The following is a 16,741-nucleotide window of genomic DNA, read 5'->3' on the forward strand; positions in this document are numbered from 1 at the left end:
TCAACAAGAATTCAGGGAGATCAGGTATGCAAACTGTAACAGGACTATATGACAATCATCACGATGCGAAAGCTGTGGTTGAGCAACTTGAGGATGCAGGAATTTCGTCCTCCGACATCAGCATCGCCGGACGCGGAGATGAAGGCGGCGAGACCTATGCAGGCGAAGGCGCGACTGCTGGAGCCGGGGTCGGCGCGGTCGTTGGCGGTACAGGCGGTCTGCTTGCCGGTCTTGGTATGCTGGCAATTCCGGGCGTCGGTCCAGTCGTTGCGGCAGGTTGGCTTGCGGCAACGGCTGCGGGTGCGGCTGCCGGCGCTGTGGCCGGTGGTGCCGCTGGCGGGCTGATCGGTTCGCTCACCAGTTCCGGCGTTGATGAAGATGACGCGCATGTCTATGCGGAAGGTGTCCGCCGGGGCAGTACTGTCGTTTCGGCTCGGGTTGAAGACGAACAGGCGGACGTGGCCCGCTCCATTATCAACGATAATGCGCCAGTAGATTTGGAAGCGCGCCGCTCCATGTACCGCGAAGAAGGTTGGGATCGTTTCGATGAGAAGAGCCCGGACTTTACCGAAGAAGAACTTGCGCGGGAACGCGACAGGGTTCGTGATTACCGCCCGCTGTAATCATACTATCAGACGATATAAGGAAAGAGCGCCCCGTAGGGCGCTCTTTTTTATTCCGCAGCTTCGGTGATGATCCGGGCCGGGTGAATAAGTGGCACCGGGCTGCTGGCATAGACATGTTCCACATGTGGCTCATCAGGTTTGTTCGGCCGCATCGACCAATGGAATGCTCTGCCCATCCAGTGACTGAGGTCATCCATGATCGTATAGAACGAAGGGACGAAGACCAGCGACAGGACAGTCGAAACCAGAAGTCCGCCGATCACCGCAATCGCCATCGGTGCACGGAATTCACCGCCGTCACCGAATGCCATAGCTGCGGGAAGCATGCCTGCCGACATGGCAATTGTCGTCATCACGATTGGCCGGATACGCTTGCGGCCCGCATCGATAATCGCCTCATTGCGGGGTATTCCGTGCTTCACCTCTTCGATCGCGAAATCGACAAGCATGATGGCATTCTTGGTGACGATACCCATCAGCATCAGAATACCGATGACCACGGCCATTGAGACGGAATTATTGGTCAAAAGCAGCGCCACGGCAACACCGGCAATCGACAACGGCAGTGACATGAGGATGGTGAATGCGTGGAACACGCTGCCAAAGAGCAGGATCAGCACCACGAACACCAGCATCAGGCCCATGATCATGGCATCGCGGAAGCCTGCGAACACTTCACCCATGACCTCGGCGTCGCCGGTTTCCTGAATACGTACGCCAGCTGGCATCGACTTTGCCTGCGGCAGGTTCTGAACGATGGAAAGCCCTTCGCCAATCTCCTTGCCATGCGCCATGTTTGCGCCGACCACCACCCGCCGCTCGCGGTTGAAGCGTTCAATGGAGGATGGGCCTTGTCCAAAGCTGATCTGGGCAATTGATTCCAGCGGTACCACCACACCGGATGGCGTTGTTACGGTGAGCGTCTGAAGCACCGAGAGATCGCGGCGTGAATCTTCAGTCAATTGAACACGGATAGGAACCTGCCTTCCATCGACGGTATACTTTGCCAGATTTGCATCAAGATCGCCGAGTGTTGCCACGCGCAAAGCTTCTGACAATGCGGAAGTCGAAAGACCAAGTTCAGCCAGCTTGTCCATGCGCGGAGTAACAATGATTTCCGGGCGATCCAGCGCAGCCGTCGATGACACGGCCTGGAAATTCCCCGTAGCAGTCATGGCGCTTTGTAGTTGGCGTGCCTGCTGCGTGACCTTCTCGCCATCATTGCCGATAACGCCGACAGCAAATTCCCGTTCGCCGCGATCATTGACGAAGTTGGCGCGCAGATCAGAGACTTCCGACAGCTTGTTGAAAATGTCGGTCTCTACCTGTTTCTGTGTACGATCACGCTCGGACTTGTGGCTCAGCTTCACGATCATTGTCGCACGTCTTGTGTCCAGCGAACCTGTCGGAGACGCACCACCGGTTACATAAGTCTGCTTCACTTCCGGTATCTGGCGCACAAGCGACGCTGCCTGATCTGTAACCCTGCGGGTTTCTTCGATAGGCGCACCGGGTGGAAGTTCAAGGCTCACTGCAACGCGTGCTTCGTCCTGCGGTGGTACGAAGCCCGCTGGCAGGAAGCCCATGGCCCAGATGGCAACAGCGAACAGTGCCACGCCGCTACCCAGCGTCAGCCAGCGGAATCGCAGGGTGATAGTCAGAAAGCGGGTATAGGCTTTGATCCAGCCGGTTTCTTCCGAGCCGTGATGCAGGCTTTTGCCATCGCGCAACAGATAGGCTGTCATCATCGGCGTGATGAGACGCGCTACCAGCAGCGAGAAGAACACTGCGACGGCCACCGTCAAACCGAACTGCTTGAAGTATTGTCCCGCAATACCGCTCATGAAGCTGACGGGCGCGAACACCGCAATGATCGTTGCCGAGATGGCGATAACCGCAAGGCCGATTTCGTCGGCAGCTTCCAACGACGCTCGATAGGGCGATTTGCCGGATCGCATATGCCGGACAATGTTCTCGATCTCGACGATCGCATCGTCCACGAGAATACCCGTCACCAGCGTAATACCGAGAAGGCTGATCAGGTTGAGCGAGAAGCCCAGCATGTCGATGGCCCAGAAAGTGGGGATGGCAGACAGGGGCAGGGCTACTGCCGCGATCAAAGTTGCCCGCATGTTACGCAGGAACAGGAACACCACGATGATCGACAGAACGGCGCCTTCGATCAAAGAACTCATGGCGGATTCATAATTGCCATAAGTGTAGTTGACCGAGTTATCGATCATGCTGAAACGCGTGTCAGGATATTTCTGCTGCAGTTGGTCGATACGTGCCTGAACAGCTGCATAGACTTCCGTATCGCTGGCACCTTTTGCGCGGAAGACACCAAGGGAAACGACGGTCTGGTTATCAACGCGCGCAAAGGATTTAGGCTCTTCGAAAGCGTCGCTGACAGTGCCGATTGCATCAAGTCGCACCGAGCGACCACCGGCCAACGGGATTTCCACTGCACGCAAATCTTCAAGCGAACGCGAGCCGCCAAGCGTGCGGATGGTCTGCTGGGTATCGCCAAGATCACCACGCCCGCCCGTCAGATCAGCGCTCATGGATTTCAGGGCGCGATTGACATCAGCAGCAGTGACACCAAGTGCGGTAAGGCGATCAGGATCGAGCGAGACGCGGATTTCGCGTTTGACGCCACCATACCGCTCCACCTTGCCAACGCCTTTGAGGCCCTGAATGTCACGAATGATCGTATCATCGACAAACCAGGAAAGCTGCTCGGAGGTCATGGCAGGAGCCGAAATGCCATAGGTCAGAATTGCCGAACCTTCGACATCTACCGAGTTGATCAGAGGTTCCTTGATGGTCGCTGGCAGATCGTCACGGATACGCGAAACAGCGTCCTTGACATCATTGAGCGCCTTTTGCGTGTCCACCTCAAGACGGAATTCCACCAGCGTGGTCGAGTTGCCTTCGGTCAGGTTGCTGATGACATTCTTGACGCCGGTAATATTGGCAACCGAATCCTCGACCCGCTTGGCGATCTGGGTTTCAAGCTCTGTCGGCGCAACACCCGGATCGGTGATCGAGACGGAAATCAACGGCACGTCGATATTGGGAAACCGTGTAATCGGCAGTTTGGAAAAGGCCATCAGCCCGAGCACGGTCAAGACGACGAAAAGCAGGATCGCCGGAACCGGGTTGCGAATGGACCATGCGGAAATATTCCAGTTCATTTGACCGCCCCCGTCTGTTCAGCCGAAACGCGAACCGGGGTAACATGGTCGCCATCGGCTACGAAGGTTCCGGCACGCGCAACGATTTCCTCGCCTTCGGCCAATCCTTCGAGTACTTCGGCGGAATGGCCGTTGCGGATACCGATCTTCACCTTGCGGCTTTCGATTATGCCATTGTTGACGACCTGGATGAGAGTAGATGGTCCGTTATAGACGATGGATGAAAGCGGCACGCTGATGCTGTCACGGCGTGCAAGTTCAATCACTGCGCGGGCAAAGTTGCCCGGGCGGATGGAAGGGTTTTTCTCCAGCGAGATTTTCACGGCACCAAGACGTGAGGTGGCGGAAATTTCAGGCGAAATCAGGCGGATACTTCCCGAAACCGGCTCTTCCATGCCGGAAACACGCACAGCAACAGGCATGCCGGGCTTCAGCAGCGGCAGGTCAACTTCAGGGATGTTGCCGGCGAGTTCAAAATCATTGTCGCGGGCAATTCGAAAAAGCGGTCCTGCATTGGACGAAACAATGGCACCGAGCAAGGCATCGCGGCTGAGGATCACGCCGCTAGCAGGCGCACGAACATCGGCCTTTTCCAGCCGCAGCATGACATCGCGCTTTTGCGCGGCGACAAGTTGCAATTGCGTTTGCGTTGCTACCAGCGCGTGACGGGACGTGTTCAGCTTGGCATTGGCGCTGTCATGGGCGTTGGTCGCATTGTCAAATTCGGCCTTGGAGGTAAAGCCCTTGGCGCTGAGCGAGCGCGAACGGTCCAGCGCTTCCAGCGCTTGCCGCACGGCAATTTCAGCGTCGACAATCTGCGCTTCCGACTGGGCAATGGAGGCCGCAGCCTGTGCGCTTTGCGCTTCGATCTGCGCAAGCTGGATTTCCAGCGAAGACTTGTCGAGCTTTGCTAGAATATCGCCTTCCTTGACCACATCGCCTTGATCGGCATTGAGTTCAAGCACCAGCAGACCCGCAACGTCTGTTCCTACAGCAACTTCCTGTCGTGGAACGATGGTCCCGGTAACGGTGAGCGTCGCCACCATTTCGTTCTTGCTGGCGGCGACCACATTGATCGATGGGGCTTTGGTTTCCACCGCCGCAGCAGGTGCATCCTCGGCCATGGCGGTGATGGGCAAAGACATGGCGAAGCTGATCGCCACAACGGAGGAGAAGAGAGCTTTTCTGAAATTGCGGTGAGGGTGGCGGTTCATCTTGGAGCCTGGGGTTGGGAGCTATATTTGCTTGTTTGCGGGTCGCAGGACAGCGGTGGCCAGTGCACGGAAAACCGGTTCCAGTGCTTCAAGCGGCACGCCTTGTGCGGGGAAATTACGTAGAATAATGCCTTCGCCCATGGCTGCGAGCGTGGCGACAGCGAGTTCAAGATCGACAACCGGATCGATAAGCCCCGCCTGTTTGGCGGCAGTGAAGGCTGCAAGCAGCTTTTCGCGCATCATGCCTTCATGCAGGTCGCAGATTGCGGCCACAGTGTCATTTCGCGTGGCTTCTGCGCGCACTTCCATGAAAAGGCGCGCATGGGCATCGGCAGGGCCGTCGCCAGCGGTGTTCATGGACATGTGGCGAACGTGTTCAATGCCCACTTTGACGACAGCCTCGATAATATCATTCGTGCTGGCCATACGATCAAGGATTTCAGCGCTTTCGCGCCGATGTTGTGCGGAAATGTGCTCGATAATGGCTTCTTTGGAGGGGAAATAACGATAAAGCGCACCTGGGCTCATGCCGGCTTCGGAACAGATATCGTTCATGGATGCGCCGCGGAAACCCGCGCGGATAAAGCAGGCGGTGGCCGCACTGAGAATGCGCTCAACCTGGGCTTCGCGATTAAGTGCACGTTTGCCGAAAAGCCTCGTCACAAAGCAACGTGTATCCTCAGCATCATCGCTGGATACAACAGCAGGCTGTCGCGGCATTGTATGATCGACCATCAGTCACCAATTAAAAAAGAGAGAACGTTCTCTCTCATTTACACGCAGGAGAGCCGCTCGTCAATATGAGAATGATCATTCTTGTTTTATTAATGGCAAAGAAATCTGAAATGCATGGGAATAAACCTGCGATAGGCTACGTATACAGGCCATGAGCAACCAGAAAACCCGCTTCGACGTCATAGGCCAGCTTGGATCGCTGCGCCGTTATGCGCGTTCGCTTGCCCGCAACGAGCAGGATGCCGAAGATCTCGTGCATGACGCGCTGGTGCGTGCCTATGAGAAGCAGGCGAGTTTCAGGCCGAGCGGCAATCTGCGGACATGGCTGTTTTCCGTATTGCACAACACGTTCATTGATGGCTTTCGCTCACGTCAGGCTGAGGCACGCAGAATTGCTCAGGCGGCAGAAATTGCTGAAACAGTGCAGCAGCCATCACAGGAACATGCGGTGCGGCTGGAGCAGATCCGCCAGATATTTGACACCCTGCCGGAGGAACAGCGTAGCGCCCTGCATCTGGTAGCTATTGAGGGGCTTTCCTATGAGGAAGCCGCCGGAATTCTTGGCATACCCATCGGCACATTGATGTCGAGGATAAGCCGTGCCCGGGCTTCCATGCGCGCCAGTGAAGGCGAAGAGTCTTCCCGAGCTGCCAACTTGCGAATTGTCGGAGGTCGCAATGATTAAGACAAAAGACCCGATCGTGCAGGCTGATTTCGATGCCTATGTTGATGATCAGCTTGATGCTGCGCGCCGTATCGAAGTTGCAGGTTACCTTTCGGAACATCCGGAAGTTGCTGCGCGGGTCATGGCTGACTTGCGCGTTCGGGATGAGTTGCGCCTTGCCCTTTCTGCGCCTTCTTCCGTTTCCGGGCTTGCTTCGGCGCAGGCCGCAGAACGCCTGCAGCGCAGTCTTGGTCGCAGGCAGATTTTCAATCGCCTGCAGCGCGTTGCAGCTGTGGCATTGCTGGTTGGCCTTGGCTGGATGGCCCATGCGGGATTCGGTCCGCTGGTTGTGTCAGAGGTCGTCGCTTCGCAGCCTGCTCCGGCCTATGTCGAAGATGCTGTCATGGCGCATCGCACCTCTTTGATGCGTGCAGCGATGCCCTCACAGCCCGGCACAAAGCATTACGATCCGGCCGAGATACGCGCCGCTACGGCAATTGTCATGCCCAAGCTGCCATCGGAATGGAAGGTGAAGGATGTTCAACTCTTCCCATCCACATTCGGGCCGAGCATCGAACTGGAAATCGGTTCGGACAGGGATGGTGCGCTCTCGCTGTTCGCAGTCCGGCCCGGCTCGTTTGATGTCGTCAAACCTCGCATTGTCGGGGTGGGGGATATGTCAGCCGCCTATTTCCAGATTGGCGAAGTCGCCTATGCGCTGGTTGCCAATGCGGGTTCAACAGAACTCGACAAGGCGGCCAACCAACTTGCCAACACACTTTACTGATCAACAAACAGAAGGAATGTTCTGATGAATACACCACTTCGTTATGGCATCGACCGGGCAGGCGGCCAGTCAGCCGCTGCGTTCGACGAGGGCCTGCGCCAGCATATGCTGCGCATCTACAATTATATGGGCCTCGGCCTTGTGCTCACAGGCGTCATCGCTTTCGTCGTTGCGTCGACGCCTGCGCTTTACGTGCCGATTTTCTCGACACCGCTCAAATGGGTTGTCATGCTGGCACCGCTCGCTTTCGTCATGTTCTTCTCTTTCAAGATGCAGACAATGTCGGCAGCTTCCGCTCAGCTCATGTTCTGGGCATTCTGCGCGATCATGGGCCTCTCCATGGCATCGATCTTCCTGGTCTTCACGGGCAACAGCATTGCGCGGACATTCTTCATTGCCGCAACAATGTTCGGCGCGACCAGTCTTTATGGCTATACGACCAAGCGTGATCTTTCGCAGTTCGGCTCATTCCTGATCATGGGTCTGATCGGTGTCGTCGTCGCCAGCGTCGTCAACATCTTCCTTGGTTCGACAATGATCCAGTTTGTGGTTTCCGTTGCCGGTGTTCTGGTCTTTGTCGGCCTGACGGCATGGGACACACAGACAATCAAGGAACAGTATGCCGAAAACCTCGACTCGGAAACCCAGCAGAAAATGGCTGTATTCGGAGCCTTCTCGCTCTATCTCAACTTCATCAATATTTTCCAGCTTCTGCTGAACCTTACAGGCGAACGCGAATAACAACTGCGTATCGACGATAAGAAAGGCCGGGTTTCCCCGGCCTTTTTCCATATTTGGTTCCGTCCACCGCATCCAATCAGATGCGAAAGCGTTCAACTGATTGGAGGAACCAATGACCACACGTATTGAAACCTGTTCGTGTTTTTGCGGTGACATTACAGCCGAGCTTCGTGGTGAGCCGTTCTGGATCAACTATGACCATGATGATGATTGCCGCAAGGCAATCGGTAGTCCGCTGACTGTATGGGTGGGCTATAGGCCGTCGCAAATGCACCTGTTGTCAGGGCTGCCGAAAACCTTTTCGCGAACCAAGGGCGTTACACGCAGTTTTTGTGGCCGATGCGGTACTTCCATCGGCTATAAGGATGACGGAATAGCAGATGAACTTTATCTCACGATTGGCTTTTTCGATTACCCGGAGCGGTTCAAGCCGACAGTGCATGGCTATTGGAGCATGCGCCTGCCATGGGTGGAATTTGCCGATGGATTGGAAAAAGCCGACACCTATACGCGGCAACGCGATCCTGCCATCGGGACACCTGCAGAACGCATCAGCGGTGAACGCTGATGCCTATTCGCCGCGTGGCCCGAAAATTGCTGCGCTCGCCCAAGTTTGTTCGATACGGTCGAGTGTGCGGAAAGTGATTTCGAGATTGCGGATATTATCAGGCCCGTCAGCAACGATGCTGTGGCAGCTTGCGGCAACAGCCGTCATATCCGCGCAAAGCTCCTGACCCTTTTCGGAAAGCTTGATCCGAGCCGCACGGCGGTCACGCTGCAGGGCATTGCGCTCGATATAACCGGATTCACCCAACTGCTTCAAATAGTAGGACAGATTAGTGCCCGCATAGGGGCCTCGTTCCATCAACTGGCTGACAGAAATCTCATCATCACCAATTGCCAGAAGCAGCATCAGGTGCGCCGGGCCTATCTCCTCTACGCCGCGCCGGGTCATTTCAGATTGCATGAAAGCTGAAAAGCGGCGGTTTACCCGCTCCAGCGTACGGGCAAGCTCAAAATGCGTGATATTCGGCGCAGGCAGATTGGCTGGCTTGCGAGCGCTAGGCACTTCGCGGACATCATTCGATGTCGCGTCGGCAATATGTTGCAGATAGTTCGGTACCATCGAAATCTCCGTAACGGTGCCGTACCGCCAGTTGCGTGAAAACCCTGCCAGTGAGTATTGTTGCACTGCACAATGGGTCAGTCAATTAGAAGCTGTAAGGGTATATAATCATAAAGTATTAGATAAAAGCGTTCATTTATGTTCCCGGCGCTTTTTTAGTGCGGTGAATGGCAAGCAATCTGTCTGGCCAGTTTCCGCCATATTGCGCCAAATTCTGATATCTGAGGCATAAATACCAGATGATGCGCACAATGCGTAAGCGCATACCTGATGATGGGTAAAGATTAGGCATGTTCCATCCTTGGACAAACTGTCTTGATTTCACCGGCATCGAATAAAGAGGTAGCTTAAGATTTTTTGAACTTAGTCGTCTCTTCTTTGAAGTTATTGAATCATGCAAATGCAGCAGCGCACATAAAGTCGTAAGCGCGTACTTATGACTCTCCGCAACAATTGTTGAGAATCCACGAATCGCGTGGCAAAAAAGTGTTAACTTTTCCTGTCTATATCAGGAACAATGTTACGAAAATTGTCCCTGAAAATGGCAGCAGTCGCTGTCGTGCTGGCTTTGGCAGGATGTGCGTCCGCCCCAAGCCGGATTAACAATGTCTGCGCTGTTTTCGAGCAGCGCGATGGCTGGTTCGACAATTGGTATTCCGCTGCCAAGGCAACGGAGCGCGAATATGGTGTGCCTGTTCCGGTCCTTATGGCAACGATCCGCAAGGAATCGGGTTTCAGCCCGCGCGTCAGGCCTCCACGTACAAAGCTCCTCGGCTTCATTCCGTGGAAGCGGCCTTCCTCAGCTTACGGCTTTTCGCAGGCCCTGGATGGAACATGGCAGCGATACAAGCGCGAGACTGGACATTATGGTGCAAGTCGCAACAAGTTCAGTGACGCGGTTAATTTTGTCGGCTGGTATCACTCAACGAGCAACAAGATAAATGGCATCGAGTTGAATGACGCATATCATCTCTATCTCGCCTACTATTTTGGCCACACTGCCTTTTCGCGTGGTGACTGGAAAAGCAATGCCAGCATGCAGAAAGTAGCCCGTGATACAACGAAAATGGCGCAGGACTATGCTGCGCAGCTGCGCAACTGCAATCAGTAGATTGAAGACCGTTGTGGCAATTGCGCCCTTCTGCAGAGTGCTGTCACTGCCGACTCCAAATTCTTTCTGCTGAGAGAATTGCACTGATCATGTGCGTGGTTCGACGGGGCTCACCATGAGGAAGGTGGAGTTTGGCAGAAAGCCAGAACGCGAAAACGATGGAGATTGTCGTTGCAAGCCCCGACATTCCTCATGGTGAGCCCCGTCGAACCACGCACAATAGGTATTGCCAAGGGCAGACATAAGCTCAACATTCGAAGGCGCTGCGAAAACAGATGATCGCTTGTGCATCAATTGGACCGAAATGGGCAACCCCCATTCCGGTCCAATGCAGGTTCAGGCAATAATATCTTCAAGATTTGAGATAATTGCGGTCCAGCCGCCCTTGTGGCCATCACGCGAGCTTTCGTCGCGGAATTTCACATGCCGCAAGGTGACATTGGTTTTACCGGGATCGACTTCAACGAAATCGATGGTAACCACGCTGTCATCAATGGAATGCGGCGAACTCCAAGTGAAGGAAAGCCGGGCATGGGGATCTATCTCGAGATAGGTTCCGTAATGCGGTACTTCGCGATCAGGTGTGATCATGATGATCTCGAATTTTCCGCCTTTCACGGGATCGTTCTTCACGCGGGATTCCGTATCGATTGTTGGCGGGCGCATGAATTTTGCCATTGCGGCAGGATTGATCCAGGCGTTGAACACTTTCTCACGGGATGCGGAGATTGTGCGGTTTATGGTCAGTTCAAGCTCACTCATTTTCTTCATCCTCTAAAAGTATGTTTTCCAGCGCTGTAAGGCGCAATTCCCAAATGGACTTCAGTTGCACGAACCAATCTTCGGTCAACCTCAGCGGCTCAAGTTCGGCAGCGATATAGTGCTCGCGGCCTGAAGTCTGGCGAGTGACAAGTCCTGCTTCCTCCAGCACCTTGATATGCTTGGAAACGGAATTCAGGGACATGTCGAAATGCGAAGCCAGCGATGTCACCCTCATTGAACCCTCCTGAACCAGGAGCGTCAGAATCTGTCGCCGGGTTGTATCGCCGGCAGCTTTCAGAATTCGTGACAGTGCATCTTCATTCATTTCATTCACCCAAGTGGTTGAATATCGCATCTGCGCTTGATAGTCAACCATATGGGTGAATATTATTTTCATGCAATCGCGAAGACCGGTTTCACACAGAAAACCGGGGAGGCACAGGTCATTGGTGGGCTACATCTGCAAAAGCAGGTTGAACCCGCCATAAATCATGCGTTTGCCGTCAAACGGCATTTCGCTCATCTGTTTTTCGATGCGGGTATCGGCCATGACCTTCTCATTGATCTTGTCGCGCTGCTCGCGCGATTCGTAGGTGATCCATGAAAAAATGACGACTTCATCGTCCTTTGCCTGCACGGCGCGAGGAAATGACGTTAGTTCGCCGTAGGGCACATCATCGCCGGTACACTCCACGTAGGAAAGGGCACCGTGTTCCATCCAGACCTCGCCCGCCAGTTGAGCGAGAGCCTTGTAGGCGTCGATCTTGTCTTTCGGAACTGCGAGTACAAAGCCGTCAACATAGGTCATTTTCGTTTCCTCTCATTGTTTCGACACCAGAGGAACGTTTGAGGTGCGCGGGTTGCTACATTGTCATTGTGTTTTTTTCAGCAACGTGCCGCGGGGATATCTGCTCATGCGTGTCGCCGGCTGAGCAGAAATATCGGAATATCTGTGCGAGGGTGTTGGGCAACGGATTGTTCGGAGCTATACCATCCGCATTTGCTGCTTCATCCAACATGGGTCCGCTCAGGAATGACAAAACTGCTAGCCAGCGTACAGAACCTGCATGAGGCGGAAACCGTCTTTGATAATGGCGCGGATATTATCGATGTGGGCGGTGAGGCGATCGGCATGGCAGGCTCAGTCGAATCGGGTCCCTTGCCGGAAATCATCAACTTCGTTGCCGGGCGCAGACCCGTCTGTGCGGATGCCAGCCACCTGCCAATGCAACCGGAACTGGCACAACGCAAGGTTGGCGAGTTTGTCGCTGCCGGTGTGGAGTATATCCGGATCGGCCTTCGTCCAAGCGCGGAGCTGCAAGCTGTCATCGAGATCACCAGGACCTTTGCCTCGAAGGTGAAACTGCTTGCGGTCATGTTTGCTGAAGAGCAAAGCCAGTATCCGCAGTCGTTTCTCGATGATCTCGTCGAGGCCGGTTTTCATGGTGTGATGATCGATACGGAAAGTACGCTTGGCGAACGGCTGCTCAATCACATGACGCCTGACCAGATCGGGCAGTTTTTCAAACTGGTTCAGTCCAAGGGGTTGTTGACCGGCGCTGCGGGTTCGCTGGAAGCCCCCGATATTCCCCGACTGCTTTCCTACAAGCCGGATTTTCTCGGCTTCTGCGCTGCATTGCGGACGGATCTTTATTGGGCTGCGCCGATAGATGCGCCAGCGGCAGCCAAGATAAGGGGCCTCATTCCGCGCGGTGTGATACGGGCCGCGCCGACCCCAACCGAGCATCAGGAGACTGGTCTTGGCACCGACAAGATTTTCGTGCGTGATTTTGTGCTGCCGGTTCAGATCGGTGCTTATAGTTTCGAGCATGGCAAGACACAGAAAATGCGCTTCGATGTCACTGCCGATGTGGTGCGTGTTGCCCGCAATGCAGAACAGTTGCGGCACGTCGTTTCCTACGATCTGATTATGGATGGCATCAGAGCCATTATCGCCAGAGGCCATGTTGAACTATCGGAAACGCTGGCCGAACAGATTGCGGCTTTCATTCTTGAAAATCCCCGCGTGCTGAGAGTTGTGGTCCGTGCAGAAAAACTGGAACTGGGACCCGGTGGCGTGGGAGTTGAGATTGAGCGCCGCCGCGGTGAAACCGGTTGGGGCGGTTTTCACTGAGGCGTGATTGGTGGAATGTTTCTTCGCAGTGCGTGGTTCGACAAGCTCACCATGAAGAAAGTCTTGAACTTGAATAATGCCAGCTTTGAAAGTTATGACGCCCTGAAACCTACAACCTTCCTCATGGTGAGCTAGTCGAACCACGACCAAAACAACCATAATTAAAATTGTCTATATTTACCAAGTTCTTGCAAATTTATTCAGGGTCTGCTCGGGATAGTTTGACCGTGTGCTAAATAATCGCCTTGTTGTCGCGGGATAATTGTCCGGACAATGGGAGAGAGCACGATGAGCCGACCGAAATCGAAAACCTATTCGGAGTCCGAGATCGTAACTCGCCTGAAAAGCGAGCTACCACATTGGACATATGAAGACGGTTTGATCTGCCGCACTTACAAAACCCATGGCTGGAAATCGACATTGATGGTTGCCGGTGCGATTGCCCATCTTGCAGAGGCCGCGTGGCATCATCCGGATCTCAATCTCTCCTATTCGTCCGTAAAGATTACGCTTTCCGATCATGAGGCCAAAGGCATCAGCGACAAGGATTTCACGCTCGCGGCAATGATTGAAAAAGTCGTGCAGTGGCAGCCGGGCAAGGAAGATGGTGCACTAGAGGGAACGCCACAGGACGATCCTCGTTATGCCTATCTCAAATATGATGTCTAAACGGTAGGGTTGCGCAAGTGTCGTTTCCACCAGCCAAGATTGAAAGTAGCAGGCTGTTTCTCCGGCGTGCACAGCTGCGCGATGCATCAGCTATTTTTGATGGTTACGGACATGATGCTGAAGTGATCCGCTATCTGTCATGGCATTCGCATCAATCGATCAAAGATACGCGTGATTATCTTCGTCAGGTCAAGGAAGACTGGGATCAGGGCAAAAGCTACACCTATGCCATTTGCCTGGAAAAGGATTCGCCGCTGATCGGAATGGTGATGATGCGGGTTAGAGATGAGCGTGCAACCTTTGGTTATGCCATGGGCCGAAATTATTGGGGTAAGGGTTATGTGCCGGAAGCGCTTTCCACATTGATTGATCTTGCTTTGGCCCAGCCGGATATCTGGCGGGCAGAGGCCTATTGCGATGTCGAGAATATCAGCTCTGCCCGGGTCATGGAAAAAGTCGGCATGACCTATGAAGGCGTATTACGACGCTGGACCCGTCATCCGAATGTTTCGGATGCTCCGCGCGACTGTCTCATGTATTCCAAGGTCAAATAATCGCTCCGGAAAAAAACTGGAAGTGGCGATTCGAGATTAAAGAAACGACCGTTCGATTAACTTTTTTGGCAAAACAGGCCGAATCGACCTGTTTTGCCATGAAAAACGAGGTTTCGAGCAGCGTTGCGGCAAAATGGCTCTGATCTGCGAGGAAATTCGTCATTTGGGGGAGCAAAATCGCCGAATTTGGGAGCAAAATAGCAACCAACAGGCGAAATTTAGTTGTCCAAAGTTGTGCTAAGCGCAAATTTCATGAGCCTTATTCCAGTCCATGACTGGCGCTACGGGAATTATTGCCTGTAATATATAAGACCCGAAGCGACCTTGCCCGAACAAGAAAGTTGACGCGGTGACAGACCGAAAATCGCCCTTGGCGCCGTTCAAAAACGATACTTTCCGCAACATCTGGATTGCAAGTCTATCCTCAAATTTTGGATCGTTGATCCAGTCTGTTGGTGCGGCCTGGATGATGACGACAATATCGAATTCCGTGGGGATGGTTGCCTTGGTTCAGGCGTCTACAGCGCTACCTATCATGTTGTTTTCATTGGTTTCTGGTGCGTTGGCCGATAATTTCAATCGCCGCAGAGTCATGCTTGTCGCCCAAAGTTTCATGCTGGCGGTCTCGGTTTCCCTGTCTGCTTTTGCTTATTTCGGGCTCATTACACCTTGGTTGCTTCTTACTTTTACTTTCATGCTTGGTTGCGGAACAGCGCTGAATAATCCCTCCTGGCAGGCATCTGTTGGTGATATGGTTCCGCGTGATGATCTTCCCGGTGCTGTAGCTCTCAATAGTATGGGTTTTAATATTACCCGCAGCGTGGGCCCGGCAATTGGTGGTGCGATAGTCGCTTTTGCGGGTGCTGCGGCAGCATTTGCTGTTAATACATTAAGTTACTTGCCTTTGATTTTGGCGTTGTTTCGCTGGCAGCCAAAATACGACACTAATCCATTGCCTCGCGAAACTATGGGTCGGGCAATTTCTGCTGGTCTGCGCTATGTTGCGATGTCTCCGAACATTGCAAAAGTCATCTTCCGCAGCTTTGTGTTCGGCCTTTCTGCGAGTGCCGTCCTGGCATTGCTTCCGCTGGTTGCACGCGATCTCGTTGGCGGAGGGCCGCTGGTTTACGGTGTTCTTCTCGGTGCCTTTGGCATCGGGGCAATAGGAGGAGCGCTGCTGAGCGCGCGTCTGCGAGAGTTCATGTCGAGTGAAGCCATTGTAAAGTCAGCTTTTATCGGCTTTGCGCTTAGTGCTATTTTGACCGCCGTCAGCACCAATACATGGTTGACCAGCGCCGCATTGCTCGTTTCCGGCGCGTGCTGGGTTCTGGCATTATCGCTCTTCAACGTTACCGTACAGCTGTCGACACCACGCTGGGTTGTGGGTCGTGCGCTCTCTCTCTATCAGACGACCACCTTTGGCGGCATTGCCGGGGGAAGCTGGATATGGGGTCAGGCAGCGGCGGAAAACGGTGCTGAAATGGCGTTGCTTGCGTCGAGTGTGGTAATGCTTATTGGTGGCGCTATTGGACTTCGTTATGCTTTGCCTGAGTTCAAGACACTCAATCTCGATCCACTTAATCTTTTCAGCGAACCGCTACTGGCGCTTGATCTGAAGCCGCGCAGCGGCCCCATTGTCATCATGATTGATTACATTATCAAAGAAGAAGACATGAATGAGTTTCTTCAGGTGATGGCAACCCGGCGGCGCATCCGGATTCGCGATGGAGCGGGACATTGGGCATTGATGCGCGATCTGGAAAATCCCGAAGTCTGGACGGAAAGCTACCATACGCCGACCTGGGTGGAATATGTCAGGCATAATCAGCGGCGCACCAAGGCTGATGCTATCGTCGGAACAAGAATTAGAGCCCTGCACAAAGGGGATGCCGAGCCGCGTGTGCACCGCATGATCGAGCGGCAGACGACCCTGCCGCACGATATTGCCGCTCACAAAATGCCGATAGATATGTCTTGATTATCAGGGTGTTAGATCAATGGCAGCCTTGAAACTTCCATCCATATAGAATGGTACGGAGGCGTGGGTATGAGCAATTTTCCAGATATCGTCCCGCTTGATCAGACCTAATGTTTGTCGAAACCAGAGATCGGCTTTTTCGCCACTGGTCTTCGTGCCTGTCATTCGTACCAGGCATCGCACGAAGGCCACATCGCCGCTTGAAGTGATATGTACGTCACGCGCTTCATTGCCAATATTTCCAATCCATGTATCGAACCAGCCTTGAATGCCGTCAGCATCCTTGCCGCTATATTGCAAAGGCGGGGCGAGGCTAAACTCGACAATGTCATCAGTCAGGCAGGAAAGGGTGCGCCGCGCATCTTTGCTGGTAATAGCTTGTGACCAATCATTGATAACGGCTTCTATTGCAGCGTCTTCACTAATATTTACCACGGTTACTT

19 protein-coding genes are annotated in these 16,741 nt (G+C 53.8%); 10 read left to right on the forward strand and 9 right to left on the reverse strand.

The window, feature by feature from the left end:
• The first annotated feature begins 26 nt into the window (after positions 1-26).
• Positions 27-623 (forward strand): general stress protein, encoded by a 597-nt coding sequence (locus PMI41_RS02405; RefSeq protein WP_008121388.1) that lies wholly within the window; start codon positions 27-29, stop codon positions 621-623.
• Between the two features lie 50 nt (positions 624-673).
• Here the strand turns inward: PMI41_RS02405 and PMI41_RS02410 are convergent, their stop codons facing one another.
• Genes PMI41_RS02410 through PMI41_RS02420 form a run of 3 tightly spaced genes read right to left on the reverse strand, consistent with a single transcriptional unit; the run spans position 674 to position 5,772 of the window.
• On the reverse strand, positions 674-3,823 hold the full coding sequence (locus PMI41_RS02410) for an efflux RND transporter permease subunit (RefSeq protein ID WP_008121389.1): 3,150 nt from the start codon (positions 3,821-3,823) through the stop codon (positions 674-676).
• Positions 3,820-5,037, reverse strand: a complete 1,218-nt coding sequence (locus PMI41_RS02415) for an efflux RND transporter periplasmic adaptor subunit (protein ID WP_008121391.1) — start codon at positions 5,035-5,037, stop codon at positions 3,820-3,822. The genes PMI41_RS02410 and PMI41_RS02415 overlap by 4 nt, the downstream gene beginning before the upstream one ends.
• A gap of 21 nt (positions 5,038-5,058) precedes the next feature.
• Positions 5,059-5,772 carry a TetR/AcrR family transcriptional regulator gene (locus PMI41_RS02420; protein WP_008121393.1) on the reverse strand — a complete coding sequence of 238 codons (714 nt, stop codon included), beginning with the start codon at positions 5,770-5,772 and terminating at the stop codon, positions 5,059-5,061.
• Positions 5,773-5,923: 151 nt separating this feature from the next.
• Between PMI41_RS02420 and PMI41_RS02425 the strand changes: the two genes are divergently transcribed.
• The 4 genes from PMI41_RS02425 to PMI41_RS02440 all read left to right on the forward strand — a co-directional run bounded on the left by PMI41_RS02425 (position 5,924) and on the right by PMI41_RS02440 (position 8,532).
• On the forward strand, positions 5,924-6,457 hold the full coding sequence (locus PMI41_RS02425) for a sigma-70 family RNA polymerase sigma factor (RefSeq protein ID WP_008121396.1): 534 nt from the start codon (positions 5,924-5,926) through the stop codon (positions 6,455-6,457).
• Entirely contained in the window at positions 6,450-7,223 is a 774-nt protein-coding gene (locus PMI41_RS02430) for an anti-sigma factor (protein WP_008121398.1), read from the forward strand. The genes PMI41_RS02425 and PMI41_RS02430 overlap by 8 nt, the downstream gene beginning before the upstream one ends.
• A gap of 24 nt (positions 7,224-7,247) precedes the next feature.
• Positions 7,248-7,964 (forward strand): Bax inhibitor-1/YccA family protein, encoded by a 717-nt coding sequence (locus PMI41_RS02435; RefSeq protein ID WP_008121400.1) that lies wholly within the window; start codon positions 7,248-7,250, stop codon positions 7,962-7,964.
• 112 nt (positions 7,965-8,076) lie between these two features.
• Positions 8,077-8,532 (forward strand): GFA family protein, encoded by a 456-nt coding sequence (locus PMI41_RS02440; RefSeq protein WP_008121401.1) that lies wholly within the window; start codon positions 8,077-8,079, stop codon positions 8,530-8,532.
• A gap of 3 nt (positions 8,533-8,535) precedes the next feature.
• Here the strand turns inward: PMI41_RS02440 and PMI41_RS02445 are convergent, their stop codons facing one another.
• Positions 8,536-9,090: a winged helix DNA-binding protein gene (locus PMI41_RS02445; RefSeq protein ID WP_008121404.1), complete on the reverse strand. Its 555-nt coding sequence runs from the start codon at positions 9,088-9,090 to the stop codon at positions 8,536-8,538.
• Between the two features lie 517 nt (positions 9,091-9,607).
• On the opposite strand from PMI41_RS02445, the gene PMI41_RS02450 reads away from it, so the two are divergent.
• Positions 9,608-10,201, forward strand: coding sequence for a transglycosylase SLT domain-containing protein (locus tag PMI41_RS02450; RefSeq protein WP_081497092.1), 594 nt, complete (start codon positions 9,608-9,610; stop codon positions 10,199-10,201).
• 336 nt (positions 10,202-10,537) lie between these two features.
• On the opposite strand, the gene PMI41_RS02455 is transcribed toward PMI41_RS02450, so the two are convergent.
• The 3 genes from PMI41_RS02455 to PMI41_RS02465 form a co-directional block, all read right to left on the reverse strand.
• The gene (locus tag PMI41_RS02455; protein ID WP_008121409.1) at positions 10,538-10,963 is read right to left on the reverse strand and encodes an SRPBCC domain-containing protein; all 426 of its coding nucleotides are present in this window, start codon (positions 10,961-10,963) and stop codon (positions 10,538-10,540) included.
• Positions 10,956-11,288, reverse strand: a complete 333-nt coding sequence (locus tag PMI41_RS02460) for a metalloregulator ArsR/SmtB family transcription factor (protein WP_040853527.1) — start codon at positions 11,286-11,288, stop codon at positions 10,956-10,958. The genes PMI41_RS02455 and PMI41_RS02460 overlap by 8 nt, the downstream gene beginning before the upstream one ends.
• Positions 11,289-11,417: 129 nt before the next feature.
• Positions 11,418-11,771: a DUF1428 family protein gene (locus PMI41_RS02465; RefSeq protein ID WP_008121413.1), complete on the reverse strand. Its 354-nt coding sequence runs from the start codon at positions 11,769-11,771 to the stop codon at positions 11,418-11,420.
• A gap of 225 nt (positions 11,772-11,996) precedes the next feature.
• Between PMI41_RS02465 and PMI41_RS02470 the strand changes: the two genes are divergently transcribed.
• The 3 genes from PMI41_RS02470 (at position 11,997) to PMI41_RS02480 (ending at position 14,320) form a co-directional block, all read left to right on the forward strand.
• Positions 11,997-13,097, forward strand: a complete 1,101-nt coding sequence (locus PMI41_RS02470) for a (5-formylfuran-3-yl)methyl phosphate synthase (RefSeq protein WP_008121418.1) — start codon at positions 11,997-11,999, stop codon at positions 13,095-13,097.
• A gap of 288 nt (positions 13,098-13,385) precedes the next feature.
• The gene (locus PMI41_RS02475; RefSeq protein WP_008121423.1) at positions 13,386-13,766 is read left to right on the forward strand and encodes a 4a-hydroxytetrahydrobiopterin dehydratase; all 381 of its coding nucleotides are present in this window, start codon (positions 13,386-13,388) and stop codon (positions 13,764-13,766) included.
• Between the two features lie 17 nt (positions 13,767-13,783).
• Positions 13,784-14,320, forward strand: coding sequence for a GNAT family N-acetyltransferase (locus PMI41_RS02480; RefSeq protein ID WP_008121426.1), 537 nt, complete (start codon positions 13,784-13,786; stop codon positions 14,318-14,320).
• On the opposite strand, the gene PMI41_RS24920 is transcribed toward PMI41_RS02480, so the two are convergent.
• Positions 14,313-14,567 carry a hypothetical protein gene (locus PMI41_RS24920; RefSeq protein ID WP_157179284.1) on the reverse strand — a complete coding sequence of 85 codons (255 nt, stop codon included), beginning with the start codon at positions 14,565-14,567 and terminating at the stop codon, positions 14,313-14,315. The genes PMI41_RS02480 and PMI41_RS24920 overlap by 8 nt on opposite strands.
• Positions 14,568-14,669: 102 nt before the next feature.
• Between PMI41_RS24920 and PMI41_RS02485 the strand changes: the two genes are divergently transcribed.
• Complete coding sequence (locus PMI41_RS02485; protein WP_040853495.1) at positions 14,670-16,298, forward strand: MFS transporter; 1,629 nt, start codon at positions 14,670-14,672, stop codon at positions 16,296-16,298.
• A gap of 3 nt (positions 16,299-16,301) precedes the next feature.
• Here PMI41_RS02485 and PMI41_RS02490 read toward each other — a convergent pair whose 3' ends face one another.
• Positions 16,302-16,733: a nuclear transport factor 2 family protein gene (locus PMI41_RS02490; protein WP_008121429.1), complete on the reverse strand. Its 432-nt coding sequence runs from the start codon at positions 16,731-16,733 to the stop codon at positions 16,302-16,304.
• Positions 16,734-16,741 lie beyond the last annotated feature (8 nt).

This window comes from Phyllobacterium sp. YR531 (assembly GCF_000282595.1).
Lineage (GTDB): Bacteria > Pseudomonadota > Alphaproteobacteria > Rhizobiales > Rhizobiaceae > Phyllobacterium.